The sequence below is a fragment of the Allobosea sp. GW821-FHT09G06 genome (assembly GCF_059416005.1).
In genome coordinates this window covers 212,389-225,386 of record NZ_JBWKOI010000004.1, presented here as the reverse complement: position 1 = coordinate 225,386, position 12,998 = coordinate 212,389, and the positions used below count along the sequence as shown (strand labels likewise).

Sequence of the window (12,998 nt, the reverse complement as noted above, 5' to 3'; positions counted from 1 at the left end):
CTCCTCGCTCCGTCATTCTCGGGCGAAGCGAAGCGTAGACCCGAGAATCTCAGGCCGAAAGAGGCTCAGGAGCCTCACGCGGCAGGAGATGCTCGGGTCAAGCCCGAGCATGACGCGGAGAGCATCAAGCTCAGCCCACAACCGGGCGCAGCTTGCGGACCTCGTCGTCGCTGGGCAGGTACTTGGCGCCGTCGCGGTAGCTCCAGTCGACCATCACGCCCTTGCCGTTCTTCAGCGCGCTCTTGCCGACATAAGCACCAAGCGTCGACTGGTGGTCGATCTTGCGGAATTCGATCGGGCCGAAGGCCGAGCCGAATTTCAGCCCTTCGAAGGCATCGACCAGCTTCTCGTTGTCGGTGGAGCCCGCCTTCGCCAGCGCGGCGGCGATGGCCTGCACCGTCTCGTAGCCGACGACCGAGCCCAGCCGCGGATAGTCGTTGTACTTCGCCTTGTAGGCATCGCGGAACTTGACGTGCTCCGGGGTTTGAAGCTCGGCATGCGGATAACCGGTGATGATCCAGCCTTCCGGCGTCTCGGCGCCGAGCGTGTCGAGATATTCCGGCTCGCCGGTCAGCATCGAGACGACCTGGCGCCCTTCGAACAGGCCGCGCGTGTTGCCGGCGCGGACGAAATTGGCGAGGTCGACCGCGAAGGTGACGTTGAAGATCGCATCGGGCTTGGCCGCCTCCAGCGCCTGGACGGTCGCGCCGGCATCGATGCGGCCGAGCGCCGGGAACTGCTCGGCGACGAAGGTCACGTCGGGGCGCGCCTTCAGGAGCAATTCCTTGAACCACTTCACCGCCGACTGGCCGTATTCGTAGTTCGGCGCAACGATCGCCCATTTCTTGGCCGGGAGCTTCGCCGCTTCCTCGACCAGCATCGCGGCCTGCATGTAGGTCGAGGGCCGCAGGCGGAAGGTGTAGCGGTTGCCCTTCGACCAGACGAGCGCGTCGGCAAGGGGCTCGGAAGCAACATAGAGCCGCTTGTTCTGATTGGCGTAGTCGGCGAGCGCCAGCCCCACATTGGAAAGGAAGCCGCCGGCGATGATGTCGATCTTCTCGGCCGTCGCGAGATCGGCGGCATGGCGCACCGCATCCTCGGGCTTGCCGGCATCGTCGCGGAACACGGTCTCAAGCTTGCGGCCGAGCACGCCGCCGGCCGCGTTGATCTGCTCCTGCGCCAGCTCCCAGGCCTGCCGATAGGGTTTCAGGAAGGCCGGCTGCGCGGTATAGGAATTGACCTCGCCGATGCGGATCGGCCCCGCGCCCTGGGCGCGCACCAGCTGGGGAACGCCGAGGGCCAGCGAGCCCGCGACGAAACTGCGACGATCGATCTTCATCGGATGGGTCCTTCGCCTCGCTGCGGCTGCAATCCGCAGCGATACCGCTCGCACCGGGCTTGGGAGAGCGGTTTTCATATGCATACATATGAATGGATAGTTCCCGACGCTTGTCAATCTGCCTTTCTTGCAATGCAGCGCATCGGCAATCGATGGGCAGCGGCTCGCGCCAGCGCCAAGAAAAATCAGATAAACTATTGATTTCAATAATAAACTCTGCCGCCCAAAAATAAGTCAGCGATGCTGCCCTTTTGGCCTTGCAGGCGCGCTTTGAGCTTCCTATCTAGGATGCAGCGCAGCAGAGATGTTGCGTCGCCCTCCTTGGGCGTTTCCTCCCTAGACTTGGGCTGCGCTTCTCGCGCGGCCCTTTTTTCTTGTCGGGAGTAGGGCTCTTACCAGCGCCGGCCATAGGCCCAGGGCGGCCCGCCGAAGGAGGCGTCGAACCGGTCGAAGCGATAGCGCCGCTCGGCCGCGCGATCGAGATCGAGCTGCAGCAGGCAGTTCGAGAATCCCTCGCTCGGCGCGCGGAAGCCGAAGGAGCGGCAGCGCTGCTCGTCCATGGCCCGGTATTCGGCTTCGGTGGTGACGCAGCCGCCCAAAGCGAGGGCCAGCATCGCGCCGGCTGCAAGCTTGACGATCGTCATCGCGCTTCTCCTCTCGCAAACCTGTCCGTCCTACGCATGGACGGCCTTCCAGTTCCCGCAAGCCAGTCTAGCGCGAGAACCGGATCGGCACAGCCAGCGAGATCGCGCCGCCGCCGAGCCCGTCCGGCGGGGCCGGCACGGGGCTGGCGCGGCGGATCATCGAGACCGCCTCCTCGTCCAGCGCCGCATCGCCCGAGCCACGGACGAGCCGGGCGGAGAGCACGCGGCCGCCGCGATCGATGCTGAACGCGACCTGCACCGTGCCGGGGCTGGCGCCCCCGGGGAAGCGCTTGTAGCGATTGAGATGCGCCATCAGCGTGCCGCGCCAGCTCGCGGTCGCGGCCGGAGACGGCGAGGACGCCCCGGAATTGGGGGCAGCCGCGCGCGGCGCCGCCTGCTCCTGCGCCACCGGCGCGGTGGTCTGCTCGGCCTTGGGCTTGTCCGGCCGGATCGGCTTCTTCTTCTCGACGACCTTCGGTTTCGGCTTCGGCTTAGGCTTCTCCGGCGGAGGCGGCTTCGGCTCCTCCTTCGGCGGCGGCGTCAGGATGGCCGCGGCGTCCGGCAACGGCGGCAATTCGGGGATCTTGATCTCCGGCTCCGGAATCGCGACGGGCTCCGGTTCCGGCGGCGGCGGCTCGATCTCCTTGGGCTGCTCGACCGGCTCGGGCGGCGGCGGCTCAGGTTCCGGCTGCGCTTCGGCCATCTCGGGGCCGGGCGCAACGTCCTGCGGCGGCGCCTCGGGCGCGACGGCCAGCGGCGCAAGCTCGATCATGACGGCGGCGGGAGGCGCGCCCATCGCGGCTTCGGCGCGCTGCCAGTTGGCGATGACCCAGCCGGCCGTGCCATGGGCGCTCGCGACCACGAAGGCCGCCAGGCTCCAGCGCAGGGCGGCCGGCGCGTAGCGGGAGATCGACGGGCGTTCCATGCTCATGGCTTAGGCCCCGCAGCAGCCCCCTGCCCGGTGTCCTCGAGCCCGACCAGCGCGATCTTGAGATAGCCGGCATTGCGCAGCAGGTTCATCACGTTCATCAGTTCGCTATAGGAGACGCTGCCATCGGCGCGCAGGAAGACCCGCTGCTCGCGATCGCGGTTCGTCTTCTGGTCGAGCGCCGCCTGCAAAGCCTCGCGCGGCACGGCGTCATTGCCGAGCGCGAGCGAGAGATCGCCCTTCACGGTCAGGAACATCGGCGTGTCCGGCCGCGGCTGCGGCTGGGCGTTCGAGACCGGCAGATCGACGGCGACATCCACGGTCGAGAGCGGCGCCGCAACCATGAAGATGATCAGCAGGACGAGGATGACATCGATGAACGGCGTCACGTTGATGTCGCTGACCTCGCCGAGGTCGCCGTCCTGAGGCTCCTTGAGGGAAACGCCCATGGCTCACTCCGCCGGAACGAGCGGCGCGGATGCCACGCTCGCGGCCGAAGCCGAGGATGACGAGGCCGTGCGCGGAGCCGGCGCGACGGCGCGCTGGCGGCGCTCCAGGTCGCGCGAGAGGTGGCGCAGGATCTCGCCCGAGGCATCGGAGAGGGTCGCCCGATAGCCGGTGATCGCGCGGGCGAAGACGTTGTAGATGATGACGGCGGGGATGGCGGCGACGAGGCCGATCGCGGTCGCCAGCAGCGCCTCGGCGATGCCCGGTGCGACGACCGCGAGATTGGTCGTCTTGGCCTGGCTAATGCCGATGAAGGAATTCATGATGCCCCAAACCGTGCCGAACAGGCCGACGAAGGGGGCGGTCGAGCCGATCGTGGCCAGCAGGCCGGTGCCGCGCGCCATGGAGCGGCCGGCGCGCGCCTCGATCCGCGACAGCGCGATGGCGACGCGCTCCTTGATGCCGTCCTCGCCGAGATCGGCCGAGCGGCGCGTCTCGGCAAGGGCCGCCGAGAGCAACTGGCCGACGGCGCCGCGCAGCTTGCCGTTCTTGCCGGCAGTAGCACTGGCCGCAGCACTCAGGTTGTCGGCTGCCTCGATGCGACGCAGCGCCCGGCCGGCCGAACGCTTGGCGGCGGCGAGCTCCATCGCCTTGGCGAGCCAGATCGTCCAGGTCACCAGCGAGGCGAAGGCGAGCCCGAGCATCACGCCCTTCACGACGATGTCGGCCGCCATGAACATGCCCCAGGGCGACAGGTCATGCGGCAGGGTGGCCGCCGCAGCCGGAGGAGCGACCACGGGCGTCACCGGGTTGCCGGGCGTCAATGGCGGATGGGCAGTGCTCGGCGGGTTGATGCCGAGCTGGGGCAGAGCCGGCGGCAGCGGATTGGTCGGGGTGGCCGGCTGAGCGGGAGCGGCTTGCTGTGCCGGCGCGGCGGGCTGGCTCGGAGCGGTCGGCTGGGTCTGCGCCGCGGGCGGAGCCGTATCGGCCGGTAGCTGGGGAGCGGGCTGCCCCGGTGCCTGGGCCTGGGCCACCACCACGGACAGGCTCACCGCAACAAGAGCCAGACGGAACGCACGCATCATCACAAATCAGCCTTCTCTGGAGGAGTGCCGTGCCGGCTTGCGCCGGCTCCACAGCCTTGCTGCCGGGCACCTGGGGGCTGGCAGCTTCCTCATTGGAATCATTACAAAAAAAGACTTGCAGCACCGATGCTGCATATGCGATACGCCTGTTCGAATCGGGCGGGCATGTCAAGAAAAAGCGGCTCGCCGGCCTTGGCCCGCAAGGGTTCCGGCCACGCGAAATCAGGCCTGCCCGCGCTCCCGGACGGCCCTCACATATCCGCTATTCGATGAATGCAGGGCGCCGCCTCTGCGCCGCGTTTGACCGTTCGTCAGCCGCGCTCGGGCCGATCGATCTCGGCCTGCAGAGCTGCGAGATGCGTCGCCGCGGCCTCAGTCGCAGCCTGCTCGACTGCGCGGAAGCGCAGGATGAGCGCTTCGCCGAGCGGGGTCAGTTGCGCCCCGCCGCCATTGCGCCCGCCGACCTGGCGCTCGACCACCGGCTTGCCGAAGAGCGCGTTCAGTTCCTCGACCAGCTCCCAGGCGCGCCGGTAGGACATCTCCATCGCCCGGCCTGCCGCCGAGATCGAGCCATGCATCGCGATGTTCTCGAGCAGCGCGATCTTGCCGGGGCCGATCCGGCCTTCGGGGTCGAGCTGGATGCGCAGGCTCAGCGAGGGCACCGCGGCCTCAGGAGGCTTTGGCGAGGTTCGCCTGCGCGCCTTCGCCGCAAGCCGCGAGCCAGATCGCCGCGATGCGCTCGATGCCCGCCTGGTCGTCGGCGTCGAATCGCGCCGGCAATGGGCTGTCGAGATCGATCACGCCGATGACGCCGTCGCGGCCATGCAGCGGCACCACGAGTTCCGAGCGCGAGGCCGCATCGCAGGCGATATGGCCGGGGAAGGCATGGACGTCCTCGACCAGCATCGATTTCCGCTGCGCCACGGCCGCGCCGCAGACGCCCTTGCCCACAGGAATACGGACGCAGGCCGGCTTGCCCTGGAATGGACCGAGCACCAGCTCGCCCGATCGCATGATGTAGAAGCCGGCCCAGTTCAGGTCCGGCATCATCTGGAACAGCAGGGCCGAAGTGTTGGCGGCGTTGGCGATCGGATCGCTTTCGCCGGTGAGCAGGGCTTCGAGCTGCCCGGCCAGCTCGCGATAGAACTCCGGCTTGCTGCCGGCGGCGATGCTGCGTGCCTCGAACATGATCCTGACGCCTCGCTTGCGGTCGCTCTCGAAATCCAGCGCCGGTTCCTATCACCATCCTCCCGGCCACGCCATCGAAGAGGCCCTATGCGGGCAGTTGCCGGAACGAGCTCGAGTGGTCTCACCCTTGTCATTCCGGGGCTTCGCATCGCGAAGAACCCGAAACCCACGACTGGGCGCGCCCTTGTCATCAGGTGTAAGAGGCCTCGCCCAGTCGTGGGTTCCGGATTCGCGCCTGTGGCACGCCCCGGAATGACAAAGGCGTAGTTCGCCCCTTGCGATCAACCGAGCCCAGGTCCCTTCCCCGCCCCCCTCGGATCGTGCCAATCCTCCCCGGCGCCAGCCTGAAGGGAATCGGTCTTGAGCGAGGGTCTCCGGCGAATCCGCATCGCAGCCGCCCTGCTGATCGACGCGCGCGGGCGCCTGCTGCTCGTCCGCAAGCGCGGCGCCGCCTGGTTCATGCAGCCGGGCGGCAAGATCGAGCCCGGCGAACAGCCCCTCGATGCGCTTGCCCGTGAACTCCGGGAAGAGCTGGGACTTGTCGCCTTGCCCGAAGTCGCGCGCCATTGCGGGCGTTTCGCCGCGCCGGCCGCCAACGAGCCGGGCTTCATCGTCGAAGCCGAGCTTTACGCCCTGCCTCTCGACGGCGAGCCACAGCCGGCGGCGGAAATCGCCGAGATCGCCTGGCTCGAACCCGACACGGCCTCCACGCTTCCCCTCGCCCCGCTGACGCGCGATCACGCCCTGCCGCTCTGGCGCTCCCTGCTGACGGAGACATCCCGATGAACGACATGACTTCGAGCCCGCGCCGGGCGGATGGCAGCGCCGGTGACGCCGATTACGGCCGCATCGGCCAGGGCTACGCGTCCTATCGCCAGCCCGAACCCGCCATCGCCGCGCTGATCGAGACGGCGCTCGGCCCGGCCCGGCGCATCCTCAATGTCGGCGCCGGCGCCGGCTCCTATGAGCCGCGCGGCCGCGACATGACGGCGGTCGAGCCCTCCGCCTCGATGCGGGCACAGCGCCCGGCCGATATCGTCACGGCGATCGACGCCACGGCTGAGGCCCTGCCCTTCCCCGACGGTCATTTCGACGCGAGCATGGCGACCTTCACCGTTCATCAATGGGGGGATCTCGATGCGGGCCTGCGCGAAATGCGCCGGGTGACGCGCGGGCCGGTCGCGATCCTGTCCTGCGATCCCGAGCTGGTGCAGGCCTTCTGGCTCAATCATTACGCGCCGGAGGTGCTGGCGACCGAGGCGCGGCGCTATCCCTCGCTCGGCCATATCGGCACGGTTCTGGGCGGCGATGTCGAGATCGTCGCGGTGCCGATCCCGCTCGCCTGCCGCGACGGCTTCAACGAGGCCTATTACGGCCGGCCGGAGCTTTTCCTCGATCCGGGTGCGCGCTCGGCCTGCTCGGCCTGGAGCTTCGTTGGCGAGACCGAGAACACCGCCTCGATCGAGAAGCTGCGTCAGGATCTGGAATGCGGCGCCTGGGACGCCTGCTACGGCTTCCTGCGCAATCAGCCGAGCTTCGAGGGCTCGCTGCGCCTCGTCATCGCGCGGCCCTGAGCTTGCTGATTTTCCGTGGAACCACATCGTCATCCCGGGCTTGACCCGGGATCCATCGGAGGGCTCCGGAGCTTTACGATGGAACCCGGATCGGCGCTTCTATGCAGCTTGCCCGGGATGACGGCGTGTTTTCGTGCGAACGACCGTACTCCGAGCCAATAGCAGAAGGGCCGGCTCTCCAACGAGAACCGGCCCTTCAAAATCACAGGCTGAACTCGTCATCCCGGACGCAGCGAAGCGGAGATCCGGGATCCATGCCTGAACCTCGATCGGCAGCGCTCCGGAATGGATCCCGGGTCAAGCCCGGGATGACGGTGCATTTCCGAGAAAAATTCCCAAGCCCTAGAACGGGATGTCGTCGTCGAGATGGCTGGAGGACGAGCGTCCGCCGCCACCACCGCCACCACCCGACGACATAGCCGGCTGGCGCGAACCACCGCCGCCACCGCCCATCGCGCTGGAACGGCCGAAGGAACCGCCACCGCCGCCGCCCGAGCGGTCGTCCATGTAGCCGCCGCTGCTGCCGCCACCCTCGCCGCCATACTCGTCCGAGCCGCCCTGGCGGCTGTCGAGGATGGTGAGTTCGCCGCGGAAGCGCTGCAGCACGATCTCGGTGGTGTATTTCTCGACGCCGGACTGGTCCTGCCATTTCCGGGTCTGGAGCTGGCCCTCGATATAAATCTTCGAGCCCTTCTTCAGATACTGCTCGGCGACCTTCGCCAGGTTCTCGTTGAAGATCACGACCGAGTGCCACTCGGTGCGTTCCTTGCGCTCGCCGCTCTGCTTGTCGCGCCAGGTCTCGGAGGTGGCGATACGCAGATTGACGACAGGCTCGCCGCTGCCGAGGCGGCGCACTTCGGGATCACGCCCGAGATTGCCGACCAGAATGACCTTGTTGACGCTACCAGCCATGACAGGCTCCATTTCCTGCGCACTTCACACAAACCGGCCGATCGACCGGAGCCGAACCCTATCGGCCGATTGAGGCATTATCAATGATGTTCCCGTTTTGTTCAAGAGCTTAGAGCATGGTTTTCCCCCGCTGATTCGCTGACCGTCACCGCGGCGGCTGCCGCGCGCCGAGAACAGCCTGCGCCATCCGGTCGAGCAGCACGGCGAGCAGGACGATGCCGAGCCCACCGACGAAGCCGAGGCCGGGATCGGCTCTTTGCAGGCCGAGCAGCACGACCTCGCCCAGCCCCTTGGCGCCGATCATCGAGGCGACCACGACCATGGCCAGCGCCATCATGATCGCCTGGTTCAGCCCCTGCAGGATCACCGGCCGGGCGAGCGGCAATTCGATCAGCCAGAAGGCCTGCCGCGGCCTGAGGCCCAAAGCCCGCGAGGCCTCGACCAGCCCGGCATCGACGCCACGCAGGCCGAGTTCGGTCAGGCGCGCGAAGGGCGGCAACGCATAGACCAGCGTCGCGACCAGCGCCGGTGCCCGCCCAAGCCCGAGCAGCATCGCGACCGGGATAAGATAGACGAAGCTCGGGATGGTCTGCATCAGGTCGTAGAGCGGTGCCAGTACTCTCCCCAGCCGCGGAATTCGCGCCGCCGCGACACCGAGCGGCAGGCCCATCAGCACGACGAGCACCACGGAGACGGCGACCAGTGCGAGCGATTGCATCGCCTCACTCCAGACACCCAGCCCCGCGAGCGCCAGCGGCAAGGCGGCCATCGCCAGCGCGAAGCCGATCCGCCGCGTCGCGAGCCAGGCGCCGGCCGCAACCGCCAGCACGAAGGCCGGGACCGGAACCTGCTGGAGCAGCGTCTCGACCAGCCGCACCGGCGCGGTCAGCACCGCACCGAAACCGTCGAGCCTATCGCCGTAGCCGGTGACGAGCGCATCCACCGCGCGATTGACCGCGCCCTGCAACGCCTTGCCGAGATCCGGCACCAATGTGGCCGTCACAGGCTGGCAGCGACCTTGCCGGCAACATCGGCCGGCAGCCATTTCTTCCAGATATCACCCTGCGTCTTCAGGAAGACGAGCGCCTGCTGCTCGGGCGTGACGCCCTTCTCGCGCGCCTCTGCCAGCATCTTGGAGGTCACGTCGCTGGTCGTGCCGTAACTCTTGAAGAAACTCGCAAGCTGCGGCGCCTTCTTGGCGAGGTCGACATTGGCGCCGATCACGACCTTGCTGGTCGGATAGGCGGTGGCGCGCTTGGGAGTATCGCTGGCCTTGAGCTCGGCCCAGATCGCGGGATCGAAGGGCGCCTCCTCCAGCTTGACGAGGTCATAGGCGCCGAGCAGCCAGCTCGGCCCCCAGTAATAGAACACGACCGGGCGCTTGCGCTTGAGCGCCGCCTCGATCGCGGCGACCAGCGCCTCGCCCGAGCCACCGCGCGTATTGGTGAAGTCATCAGTGAGCCCGTAGACCGCGAGCTTCTTGCTGTTGATGCCCTCGCAGACCCAGCCGGCGACGCAATTATAGAAACGCCCCTTCCCCGGCTCCTCTGGATCGGCGAACAGGGCCTTGTAGCGCTTCAGGTCCTCGGGTTTCTTGAGGTCCGGCGCCTTGGCATCCGGGCCGGATACGACGTAGCGCGGCACGAACCAACCCTCGCTCGCATCCGGGAAGGTGGTGCCGAGCGGCTCGACCTTGCCGGCCTCGGCTGCCTTCACCCAGGCATCGACCGGGTTGGCCATCCAGATCTCCATGACGATATCGACATCGCCCCGCGCCACGCCATTGACCAGCGGCGCGATCACGCCGGGAACGCGCTCGACCTTGCAGCCGAAACCGCGCTCGGCGATGGCGCTGGCGACGGCGGTGTGGAAGGCGGCGGAATCATAGTCGAGCCCGGCCATCTTCAATGGCCGGTCGAGTTCGCAGGCCATGGCCGGCGCGCCGAGGCCGAGGCCGAGCGCAAGCGTCGCTGCTCCAAGAAGGGCCTTCATCATCGTTGCTCCCCCGATCGCTCATGGCTGGCGCCGCCAGGCTCGTCGCATGCGCGGCTCGCGCTGAAACGCAGGACCGGGCGAATTGATCCACCCGCCCCGGCCTCTCGCGATCGAACATCGCGCAAACGAACCGGCGAGGCGATGCCGGCCCCTGTCAGCGCCCGTCAGGACCCAGCAAGCGCTTCTGGCAGGCAAGACACGTTGACGGTACAGAACGTGCCTGATCCAGAATGATCGGGCCACCGAACGCCATCGCGAAACAGGACGATCTTGCCGTGACCGCCAATAACCACATCGTCCTCTCCAGCGACCACGCCGCCATCCCGCTCCGCCAGGCGATCGCGAAGCATGTCGCGGCGCAGGGCTGGGACGTCGTCGATATCGGCCCGACGACGCCGGAGAGCACCCCTTATCCGAAGCATGGCGAGGCGGCGGCAAGGCTCGTCGCCTCCGGCGATTGCCGGCTCGGCATCATCCTGTGCGGCACCGGCCAGGGCATCATGATGGCCGCGAACAAGGTCAGGGGCATCCGCTGCGGCGTCTGTTCCGACACCTTCTCGGCCCGCATGATCCGCCAGCATAACGACGCCAACATGCTCTCGCTCGGCGCGCGCGTGGTCGGCGAAGGGCTGGCGCTGGCGATCGTCGACGCCTTCCTTGGCGCCACGTTCGAAGGCGGCCGGCATGCGACGCGGGTGGAGATGATCGCGGCGCTGGAGAGTTAGTGTGGGTCGCAGCACCCGGGCGGGGAATGGCTGCCCGGCAAGATTTGCTTCCGCCCCATGGCCGAGATCAAGCCTGTTACCCTCCCTTCGTCGAGTTGACTCGTCGGGAGGGCCCCCCACAATCATCCCAAGCAAAGATGCTGGGGGGCTTCCATGCTTAAGGCCGCGATCGCCGCGCTATTCGTCATGACCGCAACGTCTGCCGTCGCGCAGCATTACCCGCGACCGGTCGAGCGCGGCGCGCATTGCAAATGCGCCCGGATGCTGTTCGGGATTCAATCCGTCAACGGATATTGCCATTGGAGCGACCGTCTCTCCAACGAGATCAACGCCTGCGCGGCGCAGCAACGGCCAGTGGTGCGGCAAGAGCGAGTGGCTCCAAACCCGGTGCAAGCGAAAGGCGCCGGCAGCGTTCCTTATCGCATCGGTCTCGGACTGGCGGCGCATCGCGGCATCTACGGCGCCAGCGGCGGCTGCTACGCCCGCGTCTTCGAAGCCTCCGCTTCTCAGCAACGCTCGCCCGATCATCGCATCCGATATGGCATCAACGGTCGGGACATGCCGGCATTTGCGCGGGAGCTACAGCGGCGCTGCGGAATTTTGTTCTCGCGGCAGCACGAAACCTCAAAGGTGGCAACCTGAACGGCGCGAAACGCCCCATAGCCATTCTTGCGAGAGTTCGCTTTCGCGATGCGCCCTCTCGGAGCCTGCCTTGAGCGCTAATCCCCCATGACGACGCGCGCTGCGGCTGGTGCTGTCATTCTGGCGCTTTGGGCAACCGGACAGGCGTCAGCCGATCAAACCAGATCAAATTTGGTGGGCTCGTGGACATGGAATGAGCGCGGCGTTCCGTCGCGTGAATTCAGGAGGCAGCAGGGGAAGCAGGCGGCTTTCTCGCTGCTCTTCAGGAAGGACGGGATGCTGGATGCATGCGTTTTCATGCCGAACGGATTGGGAAAAGGCGCTGGTGAAGGGCTTTGTTCGAACGGTCGCCATCGACTGGTGAGAAATCGCCTCCTCATCACCCGGGAACATGTTCCCGCGGACGGATGGCCTAGCAGAGATGGAAATCCGCCCTATCGATACGCGTGCTCGATAACCTTCTCGCCGGAGGCCACAAGCTTCCGGTTGAAAAAATGCCCTATCAGCGGAACTTGGCTGCGAGACGATCATCCGTAGCTCGTCCGCTTCCGCCCCATACTGGACAGTCGCGCCCCTTCGCAAACCGTGTATTGCGTACGCTGGCTTAAGCCAAAACAAAGCCGACGCGTGATTGGCTTGCGGCGCCTTAAGAGCATGCTTAGTGGTCCGCATAACGACTGGGAGAGCGCATGCGTTCGATCATGGCTGTCATTGCCTTCTTTGCTTTTTCGGCGCCGTCCGCTGCCGTAGCTCCATCCGCACAGCCGGCGTCAACGCCTGCCGCGACGACTTTTCACGCAACCTTTCTATGCCGTCTTTCTGATCACCTCTGCCACTTGGTTTATCGGGAACTTGGCAGGCTCGTTGATGCTCGACTTAAGGATCTTCAAAGATATCGCCGCTATCCATTGGAGCAGCGTATTGAGTTGACTGCGAGTCGCGACTTCGCCCGCTTGCAGAAGCGGTTGACTTCGCTTCGCAAGGACGTAGGGGACGAGGTCCTGCGGCTTCATCTGTGCGCAGCAAAGGACAGGCTGGCGACTGCAAGAGGCGCTCCCTATTCAACAGATTGCAACAAGCTGCATACTAGATAAGCCAGCCTGCACGGTTGAGTGCGCCCTGACCGAAAGGTCAGGTTCCGACCCGATCAAGACATTGGGAACGCCCACTCACAGGCGTCGTCGTTGAGCCGAATGACGCCCCGCATGCCGGCCTGATGCAGCCGAGCATCCCAAGGGGCTGTTTCCCGGCAGGAAGATCGTGCGAAGGTTGGGCGCAAGGCGGAGCTGCCCGAAGAAGCCCGGCTCCGGAACCCTGCGACGGAGCTCGCCATGCTGAAACGCTATCTCGCCCTGGCCTTCATCCTGCTCGGCCCGGTCGGCTGCACCACGCAGGACACCGTTCCCCGCGCGAGAGCTGACGGACCGGCCTATACGCAGCCCGGCATCGGCGCCCCGGCGCGCCAGACGGATTCGTTTGGGAGCGTCCTCCGCTAGACGCCTCCAGCCCACCAAGGCGC

General features: G+C 66.7%; 15 protein-coding genes. 5 read left to right on the top strand and 10 right to left on the bottom strand.

Translation table 11 applies throughout. The features are described 5' to 3' along the window. Positions 1-130: 130 nt before the first annotated feature. The 7 genes from AC07NY_RS20295 to AC07NY_RS20265 form a co-directional block, all read right to left on the bottom strand. Complete coding sequence (locus AC07NY_RS20295; RefSeq protein WP_494585308.1) at positions 131-1,339, bottom strand: ABC transporter substrate-binding protein; 1,209 nt, start codon at positions 1,337-1,339, stop codon at positions 131-133. Positions 1,340-1,731: 392 nt separating this feature from the next. Next, positions 1,732-1,983, bottom strand: coding sequence for a hypothetical protein (locus tag AC07NY_RS20290; protein WP_492286408.1), 252 nt, complete (start codon positions 1,981-1,983; stop codon positions 1,732-1,734). A 67-nt stretch (positions 1,984-2,050) separates the two neighbouring features. Beyond that, a complete protein-coding gene (locus AC07NY_RS20285) occupies positions 2,051-2,914 on the bottom strand; it encodes an energy transducer TonB family protein (RefSeq protein WP_494585307.1) in 864 nt (287 codons plus the stop codon). Further along, positions 2,911-3,360: a TonB system transport protein ExbD gene (gene exbD, locus AC07NY_RS20280; RefSeq protein WP_492286410.1), complete on the bottom strand. Its 450-nt coding sequence runs from the start codon at positions 3,358-3,360 to the stop codon at positions 2,911-2,913. The genes AC07NY_RS20285 and exbD overlap by 4 nt, the downstream gene beginning before the upstream one ends. Before the next feature lie 3 nt (positions 3,361-3,363). Further along, positions 3,364-4,443, bottom strand: coding sequence for a tonB-system energizer ExbB (gene exbB / locus AC07NY_RS20275; protein ID WP_494585306.1), 1,080 nt, complete (start codon positions 4,441-4,443; stop codon positions 3,364-3,366). 311 nt (positions 4,444-4,754) lie between these two features. After that, the gene (locus tag AC07NY_RS20270) at positions 4,755-5,105 is read right to left on the bottom strand and encodes a winged helix-turn-helix domain-containing protein (RefSeq protein ID WP_494585305.1); all 351 of its coding nucleotides are present in this window, start codon (positions 5,103-5,105) and stop codon (positions 4,755-4,757) included. A gap of 7 nt (positions 5,106-5,112) precedes the next feature. Continuing rightward, on the bottom strand, positions 5,113-5,631 hold the full coding sequence (locus tag AC07NY_RS20265) for a GAF domain-containing protein (protein ID WP_494585304.1): 519 nt from the start codon (positions 5,629-5,631) through the stop codon (positions 5,113-5,115). A 360-nt stretch (positions 5,632-5,991) separates the two neighbouring features. Here AC07NY_RS20265 and AC07NY_RS20260 point away from each other — a divergent pair, with 360 nt between their 5' ends. Both AC07NY_RS20260 and AC07NY_RS20255 read left to right on the top strand, forming a co-directional pair. Further along, on the top strand, positions 5,992-6,417 hold the full coding sequence (locus AC07NY_RS20260) for an NUDIX hydrolase (RefSeq protein WP_494585303.1): 426 nt from the start codon (positions 5,992-5,994) through the stop codon (positions 6,415-6,417). Continuing rightward, a complete protein-coding gene (locus AC07NY_RS20255; protein ID WP_494585302.1) occupies positions 6,414-7,205 on the top strand; it encodes a class I SAM-dependent methyltransferase in 792 nt (263 codons plus the stop codon). Before AC07NY_RS20260 ends, AC07NY_RS20255 begins: the two co-directional genes overlap by 4 nt. Before the next feature lie 342 nt (positions 7,206-7,547). Here AC07NY_RS20255 and ssb read toward each other — a convergent pair whose 3' ends face one another. From ssb to AC07NY_RS20240, 3 genes are all read right to left on the bottom strand, one after another. After that, positions 7,548-8,117, bottom strand: a complete 570-nt coding sequence (ssb, locus tag AC07NY_RS20250; protein ID WP_494585301.1) for a single-stranded DNA-binding protein — start codon at positions 8,115-8,117, stop codon at positions 7,548-7,550. A gap of 145 nt (positions 8,118-8,262) precedes the next feature. After that, a complete protein-coding gene (locus tag AC07NY_RS20245; protein WP_494585300.1) occupies positions 8,263-9,120 on the bottom strand; it encodes an ABC transporter permease in 858 nt (285 codons plus the stop codon). After that, positions 9,117-10,112: an ABC transporter substrate-binding protein gene (locus tag AC07NY_RS20240; RefSeq protein WP_494585299.1), complete on the bottom strand. Its 996-nt coding sequence runs from the start codon at positions 10,110-10,112 to the stop codon at positions 9,117-9,119. Before AC07NY_RS20240 ends, AC07NY_RS20245 begins: the two co-directional genes overlap by 4 nt. A gap of 275 nt (positions 10,113-10,387) precedes the next feature. Here AC07NY_RS20240 and rpiB point away from each other — a divergent pair, with 275 nt between their 5' ends. From rpiB to AC07NY_RS20225, 3 genes are all read left to right on the top strand, one after another. After that, complete coding sequence (gene rpiB, locus AC07NY_RS20235) at positions 10,388-10,837, top strand: ribose 5-phosphate isomerase B (RefSeq protein ID WP_494585486.1); 450 nt, start codon at positions 10,388-10,390, stop codon at positions 10,835-10,837. Between the two features lie 153 nt (positions 10,838-10,990). Next, positions 10,991-11,479, top strand: coding sequence for a hypothetical protein (locus AC07NY_RS20230; protein ID WP_494585298.1), 489 nt, complete (start codon positions 10,991-10,993; stop codon positions 11,477-11,479). 1,331 nt (positions 11,480-12,810) lie between these two features. Next, on the top strand, positions 12,811-12,975 hold the full coding sequence (locus tag AC07NY_RS20225; RefSeq protein ID WP_492286423.1) for a hypothetical protein: 165 nt from the start codon (positions 12,811-12,813) through the stop codon (positions 12,973-12,975). Positions 12,976-12,998 lie beyond the last annotated feature (23 nt).